At 55.0% G+C, this 17539-nt stretch carries 20 protein-coding genes; 3 read left to right on the top strand and 17 right to left on the bottom strand.

Annotated features, from left to right (window positions below; translation table 11 throughout):
* Nucleotides 1-129: 129 nt before the first annotated feature.
* A complete protein-coding gene (gene mak, locus IAE30_RS10720) occupies nucleotides 130-1041 on the bottom strand; it encodes a fructokinase (RefSeq protein WP_200679585.1) in 912 nt (303 codons plus the stop codon).
* A gap of 145 nt (nucleotides 1042-1186) precedes the next feature.
* Between mak and rdgC the strand changes: the two genes are divergently transcribed.
* The gene (rdgC, locus tag IAE30_RS10715; protein WP_045813754.1) at nucleotides 1187-2098 is read left to right on the top strand and encodes a recombination-associated protein RdgC; all 912 of its coding nucleotides are present in this window, start codon (nucleotides 1187-1189) and stop codon (nucleotides 2096-2098) included.
* A 584-nt stretch (nucleotides 2099-2682) separates the two neighbouring features.
* Here rdgC and IAE30_RS10710 read toward each other — a convergent pair.
* The 8 genes from IAE30_RS10710 to aroL all read right to left on the bottom strand — a co-directional run bounded on the left by IAE30_RS10710 (nucleotide 2683) and on the right by aroL (nucleotide 8647).
* Nucleotides 2683-2874: a hypothetical protein gene (locus IAE30_RS10710; protein ID WP_045833901.1), complete on the bottom strand. Its 192-nt coding sequence runs from the start codon at nucleotides 2872-2874 to the stop codon at nucleotides 2683-2685.
* 155 nt (nucleotides 2875-3029) lie between these two features.
* A complete protein-coding gene (gene ppnP / locus IAE30_RS10705) occupies nucleotides 3030-3314 on the bottom strand; it encodes a pyrimidine/purine nucleoside phosphorylase (protein ID WP_034830521.1) in 285 nt (94 codons plus the stop codon).
* A 104-nt stretch (nucleotides 3315-3418) separates the two neighbouring features.
* Nucleotides 3419-4096 carry an AroM family protein gene (locus IAE30_RS10700; protein WP_038650255.1) on the bottom strand — a complete coding sequence of 226 codons (678 nt, stop codon included), beginning with the start codon at nucleotides 4094-4096 and terminating at the stop codon, nucleotides 3419-3421.
* A gap of 2 nt (nucleotides 4097-4098) precedes the next feature.
* On the bottom strand, nucleotides 4099-5031 hold the full coding sequence (locus IAE30_RS10695; protein WP_038648658.1) for a DUF1177 domain-containing protein: 933 nt from the start codon (nucleotides 5029-5031) through the stop codon (nucleotides 4099-4101).
* A 15-nt stretch (nucleotides 5032-5046) separates the two neighbouring features.
* Nucleotides 5047-6606, bottom strand: a complete 1560-nt coding sequence (locus IAE30_RS10690) for an OPT/YSL family transporter (protein WP_038648662.1) — start codon at nucleotides 6604-6606, stop codon at nucleotides 5047-5049.
* Between the two features lie 170 nt (nucleotides 6607-6776).
* A complete protein-coding gene (locus IAE30_RS10685; protein WP_200538278.1) occupies nucleotides 6777-7529 on the bottom strand; it encodes an IclR family transcriptional regulator in 753 nt (250 codons plus the stop codon).
* 290 nt (nucleotides 7530-7819) lie between these two features.
* On the bottom strand, nucleotides 7820-8011 hold the full coding sequence (locus IAE30_RS10680) for a YaiA family protein (protein ID WP_038648667.1): 192 nt from the start codon (nucleotides 8009-8011) through the stop codon (nucleotides 7820-7822).
* A 111-nt stretch (nucleotides 8012-8122) separates the two neighbouring features.
* Nucleotides 8123-8647, bottom strand: a complete 525-nt coding sequence (gene aroL, locus IAE30_RS10675) for a shikimate kinase AroL (protein ID WP_034830512.1) — start codon at nucleotides 8645-8647, stop codon at nucleotides 8123-8125.
* A 286-nt stretch (nucleotides 8648-8933) separates the two neighbouring features.
* Between aroL and IAE30_RS10670 the strand changes: the two genes are divergently transcribed.
* On the top strand, nucleotides 8934-9635 hold the full coding sequence (locus IAE30_RS10670; RefSeq protein ID WP_038648670.1) for a DUF2076 domain-containing protein: 702 nt from the start codon (nucleotides 8934-8936) through the stop codon (nucleotides 9633-9635).
* Here IAE30_RS10670 and IAE30_RS10665 read toward each other — a convergent pair whose 3' ends face one another.
* The gene (locus IAE30_RS10665) at nucleotides 9636-10079 is read right to left on the bottom strand and encodes a YaiI/YqxD family protein (protein ID WP_038648672.1); all 444 of its coding nucleotides are present in this window, start codon (nucleotides 10077-10079) and stop codon (nucleotides 9636-9638) included.
* Nucleotides 10080-10220: 141 nt separating this feature from the next.
* Here IAE30_RS10665 and proC point away from each other — a divergent pair, with 141 nt between their 5' ends.
* Nucleotides 10221-11033: a pyrroline-5-carboxylate reductase gene (gene proC / locus IAE30_RS10660; protein ID WP_034830503.1), complete on the top strand. Its 813-nt coding sequence runs from the start codon at nucleotides 10221-10223 to the stop codon at nucleotides 11031-11033.
* Nucleotides 11034-11097: 64 nt separating this feature from the next.
* Here the strand turns inward: proC and IAE30_RS10655 are convergent, their stop codons facing one another.
* The 7 genes from IAE30_RS10655 to IAE30_RS10625 form a co-directional block, all read right to left on the bottom strand.
* Nucleotides 11098-12633, bottom strand: a complete 1536-nt coding sequence (locus tag IAE30_RS10655; protein WP_200679583.1) for an FAD-dependent oxidoreductase — start codon at nucleotides 12631-12633, stop codon at nucleotides 11098-11100.
* A gap of 153 nt (nucleotides 12634-12786) precedes the next feature.
* On the bottom strand, nucleotides 12787-13950 hold the full coding sequence (locus IAE30_RS10650; protein WP_200679581.1) for an N-acetylglucosamine-6-phosphate deacetylase: 1164 nt from the start codon (nucleotides 13948-13950) through the stop codon (nucleotides 12787-12789).
* Nucleotides 13943-14716, bottom strand: a complete 774-nt coding sequence (locus tag IAE30_RS10645) for a glucosamine-6-phosphate deaminase (protein ID WP_200679574.1) — start codon at nucleotides 14714-14716, stop codon at nucleotides 13943-13945. The genes IAE30_RS10650 and IAE30_RS10645 overlap by 8 nt, the downstream gene beginning before the upstream one ends.
* Nucleotides 14717-14718: 2 nt before the next feature.
* On the bottom strand, nucleotides 14719-16242 hold the full coding sequence (locus tag IAE30_RS10640) for a sodium:solute symporter family protein (protein ID WP_200679572.1): 1524 nt from the start codon (nucleotides 16240-16242) through the stop codon (nucleotides 14719-14721).
* 224 nt (nucleotides 16243-16466) lie between these two features.
* Nucleotides 16467-16769, bottom strand: coding sequence for a PsiF family protein (locus IAE30_RS10635; protein WP_038650257.1), 303 nt, complete (start codon nucleotides 16767-16769; stop codon nucleotides 16467-16469).
* A 135-nt stretch (nucleotides 16770-16904) separates the two neighbouring features.
* Entirely contained in the window at nucleotides 16905-17159 is a 255-nt protein-coding gene (iraP, locus tag IAE30_RS10630; protein ID WP_038648694.1) for an anti-adapter protein IraP, read from the bottom strand.
* A gap of 210 nt (nucleotides 17160-17369) precedes the next feature.
* Nucleotides 17370-17516 carry a hypothetical protein gene (locus IAE30_RS10625; RefSeq protein WP_166933682.1) on the bottom strand — a complete coding sequence of 49 codons (147 nt, stop codon included), beginning with the start codon at nucleotides 17514-17516 and terminating at the stop codon, nucleotides 17370-17372.
* Nucleotides 17517-17539: the final 23 nt, after the last annotated feature.

Genomic DNA, 17539 nt, shown 5'->3' with positions numbered 1-17539 from the left:
TGTCAGGGTCCTTTTATTCAGCAACACGCACAATAGGTAAATAGCAGGCTGGCGCCTCTAAGCGGCGCCAGCCTGCATTATCGTCTGGTGCTTCATGGACGAACTTACGCTATCAAAGCGACCTTTTTATTACCCTTTCAGCGGCCACAGCCATGCCGCACCGCGCACGCCACTTGAATCGCCGTGCACCGCTTTCAGCACTGGCGTTTCACATTCGCGGCCAAATACCCACTGCTTCATCAGCGTGGGCACCGTCTGATACAAGCGGTCGTTATTGCTCATGCCGCCACCCAGCACGATCACATCGGGATCGAGCAAGTTCACCACTTGCGCCAGCGATTTGGCTAAGCGCATTTCGTAACGGCTCATCGCCAGTTCCGCCACCGGATCCTGCTGCTCAATCAACTTGATGATTTCCGCGCCCTTCAATGTTTTACCGCTTAAGCGTTGATAGTCGATAGCAAAACCCGTGCCCGAAACAAAGGTCTCAATACAGCCCTGCAAGCCGCAATAGCACGGCACTTCTTCGCGATGGCGCAGTTCATCTTCATCCATCCACGGCAGCGGATTGTGGCCCCACTCGCCAGCGTTACCATTGCCGCCAATACGCGACTCACCGCCAATCGCCACGCCCGCACCCGAACCGGTACCGATGATCACCGCGAACACCAGTGGTTTGCCCGCCCCTGCTCCATCTACCGCTTCAGACACCGCCAAACAATTCGCGTCATTGGCAATGCGCACGTCACGATTCAGCACCTCGGCCAGATCTTTGTCTAACGGCTGTCCATTCAGCCAGGTCGAGTTGGCGTTTTTGACCCGCTGGGTGTACGGCGAAATCGTACCGGGAATGCCGATCCCCACGGTGCCCTTTTCCCCGGTTTTCTCCTCTGCCAGTAGCACTAAATCCACAATCGCCTGGACTGTGGCGGCATAGTCATCGCGCGGGGTATTGACGCGGTGACGGAACAGCTCTTGCCCCTGATCGGAGAGCGCAATCACTTCAATCTTGGTACCGCCTAAATCAATCCCAATACGCACGTTTTATTCCTCATTATTCGTTCAGGTGACAGATACAGTAGAAGGCTGAATCGGGAAAGGCAATGAAACCCATCCGATGTTTCGCTATCATGCGCGCTGACTTTGAGACTTGTGCGCCCGATCGCACCCACGGTAAGGAATCCCGATGTTGTGGTTTAAAAATATGATGGTTTATCGTCTGAATCGTGACATCCCGCTGTCCGCAGACGATCTGGAAAAACAGCTCGACGCCTTCACGTTTTCCCCGTGCGGAAGTCAGGATATGGCAAAAACCGGTTGGGTGTCACCGATGGGCAACCGCGGTGAAGCGCTGACGCATGAAATCAACGGTCAGATCGTGATTTGCGCGCGCACCGAGCAGAAGATCCTGCCTTCACCCGTGGTGAAGCAGGCGCTGGAAGCGAAGATCGACAAGCTGGAAGCGGAACAGAGCCGCAAGCTGAAAAAGACCGAGAAAGACTCGCTGAAAGATGAAGTGCTGCATAGCCTGCTGCCACGCGCGTTTAGCCGTTTCAGCCAGACGTTTATGTGGATCGATACCGTGAACAACCTGATCATCGTCGATTGTGCCAGCGCCAAGAAAGCGGAAGACACCCTGGCGCTGCTGCGTAAGAGCATCGGTTCACTGCCGGTGGTGCCACTCACGCTGGAAACGCCGATTGAGCTGACACTGACAGAATGGGTACGTTCTGGCGAATTGCCTGCCGGCTTCGCGTTGATGGATGAAGCGGAGCTGAAAGCAATTCTGGAAGATGGCGGCGTGATTCGTTGCAAGAAACAGGATCTGATCTCCGATGAGATCGCCACCCATATCGAAGCCGGTAAAGTCGTGACCAAACTGGCTCTGGACTGGCAGGAACGCATTCAACTGGTGATTGCCGACGATGCATCAATCAAGCGTCTGAAGTTCAGCGACACGCTGCGTGAGCAGAATGACGACATTGACCGCGATGATTTCGCCATGCGCTTTGATGCGGATTTCACCCTGATGACCGGCGAACTGGCCGCGTTGATCAGCAATCTGGTGGAAGCGTTAGGCGGCGAAGCTAAGCGCTAATCACGCATAACTCAAACCCCGCAAAAGGCGTAATGCCCGTCAGTTAAGCATTTGGTGATAACGCAGTCTGGTGCCGCTCAGGGGCTGGCGATCCTCGAGCCGCTGACGCGATACCTTCACTTCACTCGTCAGCCTGACGGACCGGCGCAGACGGGACTTCCTCTGTCCCGGCTGCACCTTTCGCCAGCATCCATGCTGGCTCTCCTGACTTCCTCATTCCGTTCAGCGCTGCGAAATGCCATCCCCTGAGCGGCACCAGCCTGCTTGTTGACATCTGTTTACGCTGTTGGGAAGGGCACCGTGGTGAAAACCTAAGTGCTTTACTGCCACAAACGGCACAGTGTCTGAGGCCATAGCACCTCTGCTGCTGCAAGGGCTATCCGCAGCGCCGAGGCGAAGACGTTGTGCCAGGAGCCTGGCGCATGGATGCGCCAGGCAGTTCGGGTCGGCCATGGATGGCCATACCCGAACGGTCCGCCCGGCACGACGTTGCAGCCGAAGGCACCGCGAAGCGGCGTGAGGACGGCCCGGCGGCAGCAGAGGTGCTGTGGCCCGCACTTCCGCACAAAAGAAAACACGGCAGTTTACCGATGTCTCGTTCTGGCAATGCGTAATTTCGCCAGAGCTTCCCTCAATGTCATTCCCTGATCGTTTGCGATTTCATGTTTTGCGATCATTGCCAATTCAAACAATGCGTTCTTCTGGCGTTCATCTTCAGGCTGTTCAGGACTATCCAAACGTTCAAGCGCGGCTTTATTGAATATGATCTGTGCCATGGGAAAACATCCTTTCCTATTCTCGTGAAGATAGCTTTACCAGACTCAACATAGGCACACCTCAGTTTGATTCCTGGCTATGCTGAAGCCAAAAAGAAACCGGGAATGCTAAAAGCATTCCCGGTTTAATGATGACTCATGCTGAAAGTCAGCGTTTACAGGTAGCGGCACAGATAAGACGTTGGCTCAGCCACCTGCAAATGGAATTCGCTGTGGCCTGGCACGTTGAAAACCGAACCAGCTTCGTACCATTTCCACTCGGTTTCACCCGGCAGCAGCACTTTCAGTGCGCCGCTCACGACCGTCATCTCTTCCGGCTGTCCTGTACCGAAGGTGTATTCACCTTCTGCCATCACGCCAACGCTGGCACGGCCAATGGTTACGCTGTCGAAACCAATGGATTTCACTTTCCCGTCGAAATACTCACTTACGTTGAGCATGTTACTTCCTCACAGCACATTATGGTGTCTGGCAGATTACAAGGGAACTCGCTGATCTGTCACGCGAAAAAGCAGCTTAGAACACGAGTTGTGATCGGCCTCAGTCAGACGATCAATTCTGCCGCTAACTTCGCCACCAGCACGTTGGATAACAGTACCGGAATACCCAGCATTTTCTGCAGGAAATCCCGGTGCTTCTGGTGATAGCCAATACAGTCAAGCACCACCACATCCGCGCCCTGCTCTTGCAGCGACAGGCCCGCCTCGATCAAATCATTCTGCTGTGCCAGATAAGGGCTGGCGACGGCAAAACAAGGCGCGCTGTGCAGATTACGCCATTTGCTGGCCTGTTCAGCGATCTGCTCCGTTACCGGCACCACGATGCCCACCTTATGTTCCTGCACAATGGCACTCACCAGCGGTGGGATAATACGATCCGGCTCCAGTAACAGCGCCTTTTCGGTTTTCAGCGTGCCAAATTCACCGGTGCACAGTAGCAAAATCGTATCGTAGCCCTGCTCTTCCAGCGCACTGATCTTGCGCTGCAGCCCCTGCTCCACTTTCGGTCCCGACAAACGCACTTGCTCGCCGCTGGTCATGCGTGAAACCAGCACCTTCTCACCCGCTTCAGGCGAATAGAACTGCTCAACCTCGGCTAAGGTCAGGCCGTCGAGTAATCCGGCATGAGCTACTTGCTCTTCCGGCAAGTGATCCTGCAGCAGCGGCAGAATGTCGCTACGCGGGGATTGACCAATCGTTAAAGTAACCAGGGACTGTTTCATCATTAGGCTTTCCGCGTGCGCAGGTGGCTGAGACTACCATACAAAGAATGCAGCAACGCATACTCTTGCTGGTCATAGAACTGGCAGGTTTCACGGCCAAACTCTTTCGCCACTTCCACCGCAAACTTCACGGTAGCTGCGATATCGACTTCATGGCTGGCACCGGTGCCGCAACCTGGCACCACAGACTCCGCGCAAATTGCCACACCGACCACAGGTACATCGGTGGCGGTTGACGGCTGCAGGATGCTGTTAAGGTGATAGACACCGTTGCCGTAGGGCGTGATGTCCTGCGTGGTGATCGGGAACGTCACCGCTGGACGGCCACTGGTCATCTCCATGATGCGCAGCAGATCTTCTGACACGCGCAGGATGTAACCCTCTTTCACCGTCGGCGAGATCGCGTAGCCTTTATGGTTCAGGATACGGTTACCTTTGGTGGTATCGATTGAAAGGATGGCATCAACGCCATCGATCACTTCGTTGTCATTCATGGTGATGTCGTCGCAAGGCGAATCCATGAAATCCACGGGCTCATGCGGACGTGTTGGCGCATCCGGACAGATGTGAGTAGTGATAATCACGTCACCCGCCAGCACATCGCCTTTAGTCTGCATCTGTGCCAGCTTCAGCGCACTGCTCACCGCCGCCACTGCGCCATCCGCATCCGAGACCATACCGATACGCGTTGGACGCGCACCGATGCCGCCCAAACGGCCGACAATACCCAGCGTAGGCGCAGTGCCGCCTTTGCTCTTGCCCTGCGCACCAGGAATATCAATGCGCACGAAATCGGTACGCCCTTTCGGACCGGTCACACGCTTGAAGCTGGCGGTCACGCCTGGGTAGTGGGCGAAAAGATCCACTACCTGCTGCCCATCGACATAGGCGCTGTCGAGTAACTCAAAAACCTGCAGTGTCTGCTGTAAACTCATATTGAATTCCCTGGGTTATTTCTTGGTGCTACTGGCAAAAAGAGAATGGAAGAAGCTGTACAGCGCGTCGCCCGCAATAAACCCTGCGGCCATCACCTCCATCGGTGAACGTCCACGCTCGCCCCACACACGAATGATCAGGATACGCAGCGCGATCCCCACCATCACCGCCCAACCTGCCGCGGCGTTGTTGATTAACAAACCGGTCGCCAGCAATACGCCTAACTGACGCTTCGGCCCACCGATAAACTGAATAATCGCACCAGGAATTGCCCACATCAGCAAGCTTCCGGCAATGCCTGGCTCGGCACCGGCCTGAATGGTTTTGGCGTAAACGCGTGCCACTGGCGGCAGCAGATTCTCTGCGAAGAACAAGTTGTGTGCGTACCACACCACCGGAATACAGATCACGAAGGCGATCATCGCGGCGATCAGCTGGATACGGCGGCCCCACAGCTCTTGCTGCAGATCGGCTCCATTACCGCGCAGAATAAAGCCTGCTTTCAGGTCATAACCCATATCGGCAAAGGCCGGTCCTGTGGCGGCGGTGAAGCCACACAACAGGCAGAGCGCCAGCGGCGGGAAGCCGAGCAGAATACCGAGGATCAGGGTAATCAACGCCACGGCAAAGGCTGGGAACCAGCCTGAGTGCATCGCGGCGATGCCGACAATTAGCTCATGCACAAAGGCGGCGAACGCGGCATAAACGATAAACAGCACCAGCATCGGCAAGCCCATCTGGCTCCACAAACCGCCCGCCAGTGCCAGCAGCGTGGAGATAATGATGTAACCCACGGTGCCAAAGCCCAGTGAGCGCTTCACTTCGCTGTCGCTGCGGCTGACATTCAGCTGCTCATTGCGGCGGCTGACGATCACTTGCACCACCTGAATCAGCGCCACTAATCCTGCGCCGACCATCATGCCGTGAGGAATATAAAGTGCGTTGATATCAATGCCAGCAACCGGTTGCGCATAGGCACGCAACAGGAAACCAATACCCAACATGCTCAACGCCCAGATATTGCCGATAAAAGCCGTACCGAAGGCTGACATAGGGATTTTCAGCATTGAGCCAGCGATACCGCCGACAATACCGACCACCAACAACCACGCCTGACGGCCACCTTTATCGCCGGCTTTGATCGCTTCCGCTGCTGCCACGCCCGGCGGCCAGGCATTGCTGGCGGGGAACACGCGGGTATCAAACAAGCGGTAAAGCAAATAGGCATCCAGCAGCATCGCCGCACTGACACCGACAAACAGCGGCAATACCAGCTGCGGTTCACCCAGCGCCCACGGCACTGCAATCGGCATCAGCAGACTGTTCGCCGCACCAAAGGTGGCAGAAGAGATGGCGGTTTGCGCAAGGTTCTGTACTTCGATGGAGCGATAACGACGGAACCATTGCAGAGGAATGCGCGCCAGTAGCATGGCAAACAGCGCACCGATAATAGAGGTATTGGGTGTCACCCCAATGGTGGTAATAAGCTGAACCCCGATGATGGCACCTGCTACAGACAGCAGAACCAGCATTAAGCCCACGCCGATACTTTTTATTGGATTATGTTGACGCATATTATCCCCGTATTTTCACCCTGTAGAAAACGCGTAATACGTTTTATGCCCGACACGCGGGACATCAACGCTTTTAATAAATCGTTCCCTGATTTTTGAAATAGGCAGGTCCGAAGACCTGCTATTTCCCTGGTGTGGCGCGAATAAACGCCTTTAAATCGAAAATAAGGTTATGCGCCGTATTTCTCGGCCATCAATGCAGCCGTTGCGCGCAGTTCGCTGAGCAGCGCCTCCGGATAACCCGGGGCCGCTTCTTGCGAGAGAAACGAGAGACACAGTGCGGCACTTTCGCCGCGATGTTTATTGGTGACCGCCACCGCCAGTGAGCTGATGCCTGGCAACGTCTCATTGCGTGCCAGTGCCCAGCCCTGCTGGCGAATCACCGCTAATTCTTTACAGAGTGCATCAATGTTCAGCGGCGAGTTTACGGATGCGGCTTGCCAGTCATCGGCAAAACGCGCACGCACTTCGTCATCACTCAACTGCGCCAGCAGCACGCGCCCGGTTGAAGTACCGGAAAGAGAAACGCGCGAACCTGGCGGTGTCACCAACTGGGTTAAAAAACGACCGTGATACATCCGCATCACCAGAACGTCCTGACCATCCAGTACTGAGATGTAGCCCATACAACCACTGCTGGCCGCCAACTGCGCCATGGGCGCGGAAGCGCTATCCACCAACGGCGTAGATAAGTAATGCCCGGCCACCGACAGCAGCACACGACCAATCTGGAAACAGCGACTATCGGGATCACGCTCAAGCAATCCTTCACTTTCCATGGTCGCCAGCAGGCGAGAAACGGTACTTTTCGGCAATCCCAACGCCTCAACCACCTCGGTGAATGTCAGGCCCGGATGGCCCTGCGTCACGCCAAAGCGCTGGAAAAGCTTAAGTACGGCAGCGGCGTTTTCGAGTGTGGTCATGATGTTGGTTTCACTATGTGGAACTGAGTTCCTATATCAATACAATGAAAGTAATTCGCTCTGCGGATCGGGTCAAGCGCAAATTTTGAACCGGCTATATTTGCGTCGATTTAGCGCAGCATAAAATACGGCGCAAGCTAAAAATAAAATGACGTTATCAGGCAAGATGGAATAAGAGCAGAAAAGGATGGCGGTTCTGGCGGGTGTAATGGCCATTTTATGGCAGTTGAAAATATCTGGTTAACCACGGAAGGTAATGAATGATTGACAGGCGTCCTTGCCCGCGAGCATTACTCTTTATCCGCGTCTTCGTAGCGGGCTTTGGCATCCTGCGCTTCGGCTTCCGTTTTATGCTCACTGATCAGTGTGTCGGGCTTCGGATGGTCAGCGCGTAACTCATACCATGTCACGGTATTACCTGCCGCGCCTTTCTCAACGGCAACGATGCGCGCTTCTCGCGGGTACGGTGGTTTAGTTGGCATAGATTTCCCTCTTATGTCTGGTTTCCACACAGACAGCGGCGATCCCCCTGTCTTAACCTGAGTATAGACAATGGCGGATCGCGAGAAAAAAGAGAGATAAATCTGAAGGGGTTAGCTGGCGCGGGCGAGCGAAAGGGATTGAAGAATTTGATCAACCACCTGTTCAGGCGCCTGCATGGCATTCACTTCGTGGTGTGCTGTCTGACGGTAAAGATGCGCGCGTTCACGCAGAATATCGCTCATCTCTTCGGCAATCGGACGACCGGTTAGCGTCGGGCGCTGTGCGGCTTCGGGCTGACGTTCAAGACGATCGGCCAGTACCGTTGACGGGGCATTCAACCAAATCACCTGCCCATGTTCGCGCATAAAGCGACGATTCACCTCAGCCAACACCATACCGCCGCCGGTGGCAATCACCGTTGCCGGCGCCGTGACCGCCCGCAGCGACTCGGTTTCGCGCGCACGGAAGCTGTCCCAGCCTTCAGCCGCGACGATTTCCGCCACGGTGCGTTGCGTCGTGAGCTGCAGGTTATGATCGGTATCGCTAAAGGCATAACCAAGCGCCTGAGATAGGGCCTGGCCGATAGTGGTTTTACCGCAACCGCGTGCGCCGATCAGATAGATGGGTAATGACATCCGGGCTCATCCTCCGCCGTATTTATGCCGCACGGGCAAGGTCATCAGGTCAATATTGCGTCGCATGATACCTGGATTTTATTTTATCAGCCACCCGCGAAGCACGATTTACGCGCATTTACGACCCTGAATTCACTATCAATTTGATTAATAACGATAAAATGATGCGCATTTCGTGCATCAACCTATTTGTAAGCACGGGCAACATTTCCTTACCAGGCCATTGATTTACTTTCTGTCACGTTGACCACATATAAGGAGGTACGAATCATTGGAGGTTCACACCATGCAGAATGAAGAACAACAGTTAATCGACAATCTCTTTAGCCGACTGAAACAGGCTGAAACCCAGAGCGGCCCGCGTGACGCCGGAGCCGAACAGCTGATTAAACAGCACTTGCAGAACCAGCCTGGTGCGCCTTATTACATGTCACAGGCAATTCTGATTCAGGAAGCAGCGCTGAAAAAACTCAACGCTCAGGTGGCCGATCTGGAGAATCGCCTGGCACAGGCTCAGCAACAACAGCAAGCACCGCAGCAGAGCAGCGGCGGTTTCCTGTCGAGTCTGTTTGGCGGCGGTTCTCGCCAGTCTGCACCACAGCAGCAACAGCCAGTGTGGAGCAGCGCGCCGCAGCAGCCTCAGCAACAATACGCGCAGCCTCAACAGCAATATGCGGCTCCGCCTGCGCGCGGCACGGGTTTCCTCGGGGGTGCATTACAGACAGCCGTCGGTGTGGCCGGGGGTGTGGTGATGGCCGATATGCTTACCAGCATGTTCCATCATTCTCAGCCGGAAGAGATTGTGAATATCATCAACGAACCGGCGCTGCCACAGGTGGATAACAGCCTCGATACCTTTAACGGTAATGACAGCAACAATGCCTTCCTGAACGACAACGCCAGCTGGGATAACAACAGCTTTGCGGATAACAACGATTTCAGCGACTTTGGTGGCGGCGACTACGACGACGATGACAGCTTCGTCTGATTAGCGCTGGCGTAACCACTTATCCAATTCGTTAGCAAACAGCTGGCGGTCACGTTGGTTTAGCGCCGACGGGCCGCCACTTTGCACGCCACTCGCTCGCAGGGTTTCCATAAAGTCACGCATGGTCAGACGCTGACGAATGGTATCCGGTGAGTAGCGCTCGCCACGCGGATTCAACGCCGCAGCGCCCTTCTCCAGCACTTCTGCCGCTAAAGGAATATCCCCGGTGATCACCAGCTCGCCCGGCTGCACACGCTTCACGATCTCGTTGTCAGCGACATCAAACCCCGCCGCGACCTGCAGCGTTTTCAGCCACGGTGATGGCGGTACGCGCAGCGGCTGATTCGCCACGAAAGTCACGGTGATTTTGGCGCGTTCGGCGGCACGATACAGCACTTCTTTGATGACATTGGGGCAGGCATCGGCATCAACCCAAATCGACATGTGTTTTCCTTTTTCCTACAGAATTGCAGGCGATCTTGCCCGCTTGCGGCAGAATGGCAAATATTTTTACGCGGCTTGTTATTCAGCACAGCTGTCGTAAGCTAACTCGCACGAGAAAATGAACACTTAAAGGATAGAGCGATGCTGGAGAAGAAAATCGGGTTTATCGGCTGCGGCAATATGGCGAAAGCCATTATCAGCGGACTGGTCAACAGCGGGCTGATCGCCCCGGCCAACATCTGGGTCTGCGACCGCAAACCGGCCACCAATCAGGCGATGGCAGAACAATATGGCGTGACGGCGGCAGAGAGCCCGGAAAGTCTGGCACGTGAAGTCGATATCCTGTTTGGTGCCGTGAAACCGAATGTGATTCTCAAGGTGCTGAAAGATCTCGCGGGCCAATTGAAGAAAGATTCGCTGGTGGTGTCGATTGCTGCAGGCGTTACCCTTGATTCGCTGGCCGCCGTGCTCGGGCACGACCGCAAAATCATCCGCGTCATGCCGAATACGCCGTCGCTGGTGAACGAAGGTATGACTTCAATCACGCCTAACGTGCTGGTGGAACCGCATGAAGTCGATGAAGTGGTCGGCATTTTCGAGAGCTTCGGCAAAGCCGCGGTGGTGAATGAATATCTGATTCATGCCGTGGTCGGCGTGAGCGGATCAGCACCCGCTTATGTGTTTATGTTTATTGAAGCGATGGCGGATGCCGCGGTGCTGGGCGGTATGCCGCGTGCGCAGGCTTATCAGTTTGCTGCACAGGCGGTCAAAGGCTCGGCGCAGATGGTACTGGAAACTGGCAAACACCCAGGCGAATTAAAAGATATGGTGTGCTCACCTGGCGGCACCACCATCGAAGCGGTGAAAGTGCTGGAGGAGAAAGGCTTCCGCGCGGCGGTGATCAACGCGATGCAGCAGTGCATGGCTAAGTCCGAAGCATTAAGTAAACAGTAACCGTTCCGAATTAATCAGGTGCGCATCCTGCGCACCTGAATCCGGCCAATGGCGTGTTACCCCTTTATGCACCCTGTCCCTGATACGCTTCAAACAATGCCAGCCCTTGCGACAGCGTCATGGGTTGCTGCATCGTTTCCACCAGCGCCGCCGTCAGCGTATACATCCCTGCTGAACACACCGCCGCGATGATGCCCTGACGACAGTAAAAGGCGATAAATTTTTTGTCCTGAAGCGATCCCAGCAGACGGTAGTCGTCCCACTCTTCGGCATGGCCCAGATATTCGTAGCGCGTGCCATAATGCGCGGTCCAGAAAAACGGCACGCGATCGTACATCACCCCTTTGCCCAACATATTGAGTGCCGCGATACGTCCCTGCTGATGTGCCACACGATAGTGCTCAATGCGCTGCGGGCCACGCGGCGTAAGATAACTGGCGATATCGCCCGCGACCCAGATATTTTCAGCAACGCGTAGCTGCCCATCCGCGAGCAAGCTGCCATCGTCCTGCAGTGGCAAATCGTGGATAAAATTCGTCGCCGGTTTCACGCCGGTGGCAAACAGCACCTGACTTGCTGGCACTGATTTGCCCCCTTTCAGGCGCACCGCACGCACCTGCTCATCCCCTTCCAGCGCTTCCGGCTCCCCCTCAACAAATTTCACCCCATTGCTGCGATGCAGTTCGTAAAAATGGCGTCCAATCTCTTCACCAAACTGCTTTGCAAACGGCAGCGGATGACGGGCAATGACCGTGACATCCACATCCCGATTGCGCAGTGCACCCGCCATCTCCATACCAATAAAACTATTGCCGATTATCACCAACTGTTGTGTCTCATCCACCTGTTTGAGCAGTTCATCGGCCTGATTCAGCGAACGTAGCAGATGCACACCCTGCAAATCCTTACCGGGGATAGCGAGAGGTTGAGGAGTGCCGCCGCTGGCTATTAATAGCTGATCAAATTTCACTTTCTGACCATCAGCAAGCATCAACGTCTGATCCTGCGCTTTGAGCTGCGCGACCTCGCCCTGAATGCGCTGAAGCGAGCCCAGTAAATCCGGCTTTAGGAGTTTGGGCACATCTTCAATCGCCATTTTTCCCGAAGGCACAAATTTGCTCAGCGCGGTGCGGTCGTAAGGGGCGGCGGATTCGCGCTCTACTAAAACAATGTGCCCGCTAAAGCCTTCATCGCGTAGCGTCCAGATCGCCGCACTGCCTGCAGCTCCAGAACCTAAAATCACGCACACCGGTGATTCGCCCTGAGCCGCAGGCGCACTGGCAGGCGACATCGCCTGCGGATTGACCAGCACCTTGCCCTGTTCAACACGTACCGGGTAGCGTTTGAGATTAGCCAATGCCAGCGGCTCACACATTTTGCCATCGCGCAGTTGAAATACCGCCTTGTGCCACGGACACACCAGCTTATCGCCGCAGATTGCGCCCTGCTCTAACGGTGCTCCCGCATGCGGGCACTTTGCCTGCAACGCCTGCACCCGTTCGCCATCGCGAACCAGCACTATTTCGACATCACCCACGGTGAATTTGGTCGGTTTGCGCTGCGTCAGCGACTTGAGTTCCACGACAGATTGATAGCTCACGATTAGCCTCCTGCGTTGTTATTGGATTTACGACATTAAATCCCTACAAACAGTAAGCCTGGCAAAGCAGGAGGATTTCGCTGGAAAAACAAAGCGTAGCGGCGAATAAGCCATGACTTATCACGCCGTTAGCGAGGAAAATAAAATTGCGCTTCAGGCTGATGCGGCTTGCCACACCTTTTTGCCCTGTTTGATGCACGCCACTAACGCCACGCTGTTATCTGGCTGAGGCTTCAGTACCAGCAGATCCGCTGGTGCGCCGATTGCCAACCCATGCTGCTGTGGCAAATCTAGCTGCCGTGCCGGGCGAATCGATGCCATCTCAAGCGCCTGCTGCAAAGTGGCTAATTTTTGCCGCAGCAGAAAATTGACGCCATCCAGCAGACCCCGCGCCGACCCAGCCAGCAATTGTGGCGCATCCGCCATGCTTAGCCGCCCTTCTGCACTCAACTGTACGCGTCCGCCTATCGCCGAATCGTAGATGCCCGGCGGCTGCCCAGCGAAACAGGTCACATCACTGACCAGTAAAGCCTGCTCGCCTTTTGCCCGTAAAAAGACTTTCAACACCTCGGCGGGTAAATGGTCACCATCGGCAATCAGCGTGGCCGCCAGCGCATCTTCTGCAAGCTGCTGCCAGATGTAATTGGGATGGCGCGGCAGTTGCAGGTGCGCGCCATTGCCCAGATGGGTAGAGAGCGAGGCGCCTGCCAGCACCGCATCATGAATCTGCGCGGCAGAGGCTGAAGTGTGTCCTATGGCGACCCGCACCTGCTGTGCCACGCAATGCCGAATGAGATCGCGGCTTTGCGGCCATTCCGGCGAGAGCGTCAGTAAACGAATGCCCTGCTGAGCGGCTCGTTGCCAGCAATCAAACAAGGCGATATCCGGCGCAGAGATCGCCTCGCGTGGATGCGCACCACGCGGCCCATCTTCCGGTGACAAAAACGGCCCTTCCAGATGAAAACCCGGTACCGCCAGCGCAACGTCAGAATAGTGCTCACTGGCGCTAGCTAATCGCTGTAGCGCTTGCGTGATCTCATCTGCTTGTGCGGTGATCACCGTTGGCATAAAGCTGGTGACGCCTTGCTGCCACAAGGCGCGCGTGGCATGCAGCACATCCTGTTCGCTAAAAGGAAAGTGATTAAAATCTACCCCCTGATAGCCATTCACTTGCAGATCCACCAGACCCGGCGCCAGAATCAGATCGTTGTCGGACTCTGACAGCGATCGCACCTCTGCCAACGTGCCTTCACGCAGATAGAGTTCAATCGGCTCCAGCGTGCGGTAATCGCGACCGCGTAATAGGGTTTCAGTCAAAGACCACCTCCGCGCAGGCATCGGCGTCGATATACAATGTGCAATTGGGATGCTGGCGCAATTGCGTTGCCGGGCAAGCCGTGGAAATTGCATCCTGAAGTGTGGCCTGCACCGCAGCGCGTTTGGTCGCGCCCGGCACCATGCAGAACAGCCTGGTGCCACGCATCAAAGCGGGAATCGTCAGGGTCACCGCGTGCGTCGGCACCTGCTCGAGTGTGGTGAAACAGCCGTCGTTGACCTGCTGCTGACGGCAGGCGAGATCCAGTTGCACTGTCTTGACGCTAAGCGGATCGCTGAAATCCGCCATCGGCGGATCGTTAAAGGCCAGATGGCCATTTTCACCAATGCCCAGACAGACCACATCGATCGCCGCCGCCTCCAGTTTGCGCGCGTAGGCGCGACAAATTTCCGCCGGATCGCCACTCGAAGGGATGAGATGCACTTCGCCGGGTTGAACCTGGTCAAACAGATGCTCACGCAGAAAATGACTGAATCGCTGCGGCGCCCCCTCATCCAGCCCAATGTATTCATCCATATGAAACGCGTGAATGCGCTGCCAGTCGAGATGGGGTGCGGCAACCAGTGCAGCGAGAAACTCACGTTGTGAAGGCGCGGCAGCAAAAACCATCCGCACCACCGCCTGCTGTTGCAGTAATTGTTGCAGATGCGCGATGCAATCCTGTGCCGCTGCGGCGCCTAATGCATCACGATGGGCGAAGCGTTTGACCCATAAGCGGTCGCGCTTTCCCTGTTGTAAAAGCGTCATTCCTATCCCTCCTGAGAAGCGTTGTGACTCTGCGGCCAGCGCGAACTGGCAGTCGTATTCTGATCCTGATTGAGCGCTGTGAGCAGCGCGTCAACTTCCGGACGGATCGGCGCACGACGCAGCCATCCCATAACAACAAACAGCACCAGTGATGACATGACGGGTGCGGCCACCTGAGTGGCGGTGCTGACATCGGTGAAGATAAACTTCACGCAGAAAAAGGTGCCCACGCCTACCGCCCAGCTCACCAGCGCGGCGGCACTGCCGCTACGGCGAAATGCGGGCAGTAAGCCTAAAAGCATCGGAATTGAAATGGGCCCCACCAATCCGCCGAACCAGATAATCAGCAGAGACAGCACACCGCCGAAACGGCTGGCATTCATGGCGATAATCAACGTGGTGATGATGAAGAGAAAAGCCGTCAAACGCGCCACTAACAGCGAGCTTTTACCACGCTGAAAACGTCGCGGCAGCATGCCGGGAAGAATGTCACGCGTCACCACTGCCGTGATGGCATTGGCATCTGATGAGGTCATCGATAGCGTATGAGTGAACATCGCCACCAGCACTAATCCGATTAACCCATTCGGCAGCAGTTCCATGGCCATCACAGAGTAAGAACGTGAGGGATCGCTGAGATGAGGAAACAACAGCGGTGCAGCCCACATCGGCCAGAACAGAATCAGTGGCCAGATCAGGTAGAGTGCGGCCGAGAGCAACGCGGCTTTACGTGCATCGCGGCCCGCCGGTGCGGCGATAAAGCGCTGGGCCAGATTCCAGGTACCACCGTTGTAGCTCAGGGTGTAAATCACAAAGTAGGCCAGAATAAAGCCGAGTGTGTACGGCTCCTGAACGATGTCGGTGTGCGTCGCGGGCAAGTGCTGCCAGATGGTAAACAGCTCGCCGAAACCACCAAGATGCATCGCCACAGCCACCACCATGACAATCGCGGCGACAAACTGCACCACAAACTGGCCGAAGTCATTACAGGCATCGGCCCATAAACCGCCCATCACCGTATAGAACAGGCTCAGCGCACCGGAGATGCAAATGCCTATCAACGGATCTAATCCGGTAAAGACGTTGATGATCACGGCGATGGCGGCCCATTTAGCGCCGACGTCGAAGGTTTTCAGCAGCACCCCACTCCACGCCAGCACCATCTGCGTTGGCAGGTTATAGCGCGTAGCGAGGTACTCCATCGGCGATTCGATATTCATATGAATCCGCAGCCGGGCCCAGCGTGGCGCAAAGAGGCGCGATCCGATTAATACCGCAATCGAGATGGGAAACGCCCACCAGAAATAGATGGTGATGCCCATGTTGTAAGCCACTGCGGCATAGGCCACGAACACGGCCGCACTGTAGCCGGACATATGATGCGAGACGCCGGATAGCCACCAGGGCATTTTCCCACCTGCCGCGAAGAAATCACGCGTGCTGCCTACTTTACGCATCGCCCAGAGCGTAATGGCCACTATCATCAACGCATAGAGCGCCATTACCGCATAATCAAGCACATTCATAAGAGTCTCCACAGGTCAAAGCTGCCCGACGAAGGAACCGGCCTCGAGGGGAAGAATAGGTTATTTTTTAATTAGTCCTTATTTAGGATTAATAAATCCTGCCACCTTTGCCGCACTTAAAATGTGATGACGATCCGGCTATTACTTTTTCTTCTGAACAGAAAGAGAGGTGCAATAAAAAGGGCTCATACCAAGTATGAACCCTTAAATCAGGGGTAATTCGATTAGGCTTTTTTCAGGCAGGAACTCATAAAAGTCTTACGCGCATCGCCGCTGAGTTTTTTATCAGCCGCGTCAGTATTACAGGTTTTCATCTTCATTTGCTGCGGCGTCATGCTGCCCATCTTGCTGTCTTTTTTTAGACAGTCGCTCATGAAGGATTTACGCGCGTCCCCTTTTAAATCCTGCGAGGAAGCGTGTTGGTTACACATGGTCATTTTATTTTGTTGGGCGGTTTTCTCTGCTGCCCCCGCACTGCCCGCCAACAGCAGGCCTGCTGCTATCATTGCCAAAAGACACGATTTCATTGCCGGAATCTCCATAGAATTATTGCCTTTTAATCATGGCAGGAAATAAGCAATGCAGAAAAAATATATTCTCTCGTCCAGAGCTTACTGCGAGCACGCTAACAGCAAAATCGGTTCTTCAGCGTGACGTGACGCTTACACGCGGGGATGATTCAGCAGCTTTTCAACGTAGTTACGCAGCAGAGTGGTATCAGGGGTTTCTGCCGCTGGGGCAAGTGGAGGCATCGCGGTGGCGATACCGGCCGCAATCTCGTTGAATTGTTCAGGTTCCAGCTTACGCAGCATGGCCGTCAGCACAATTTCTAATGCCTCAACCTGGACCACTAATTCTTTGGACTCTTCTTCTTTCTCAGCCAGTTTTAGCAGGAGTTCCGCAATCAGGTTTTTCATGCGACGGGCTCAATAAGAGATGGAAAACAGACGTTAGCATTGAGGGAGCGAAAACAACAGGGGTTTGTGGCAGTTTGCCCAAAATTTAGAATAAGCGCAGCGTTAAAAAAGAAACGGAATTTCAATATGTAACGGCGAAACGTTTCACTTCATAGATAGGGCTTTTTCGAAACGTTTCGCGCGTCGTCATGCATTACCGTCTGGCGCTAATTAATGGGGTCCCATAAAGCCACGACCTGGACCGCCACCGCCGCCAGGACCACCCCAACCGCCTCCGCCACCCGGCGGTGGGAAGATACAACCGCTCAACGCGGTCACCAATGCCACAACGGCAGCGAGTTTAATAATACGGACCATAATTACCTCAGAATGGTGAAATC

Source organism: Pantoea sp. S61 (genome assembly GCF_016625145.1).
GTDB classification, from domain to species: domain Bacteria; phylum Pseudomonadota; class Gammaproteobacteria; order Enterobacterales; family Enterobacteriaceae; genus Pantoea; species Pantoea rwandensis_B.
The sequence above is the reverse complement of the archived record's forward strand: the minus strand, read 5'-3'. Positions and strand labels throughout refer to the sequence as shown.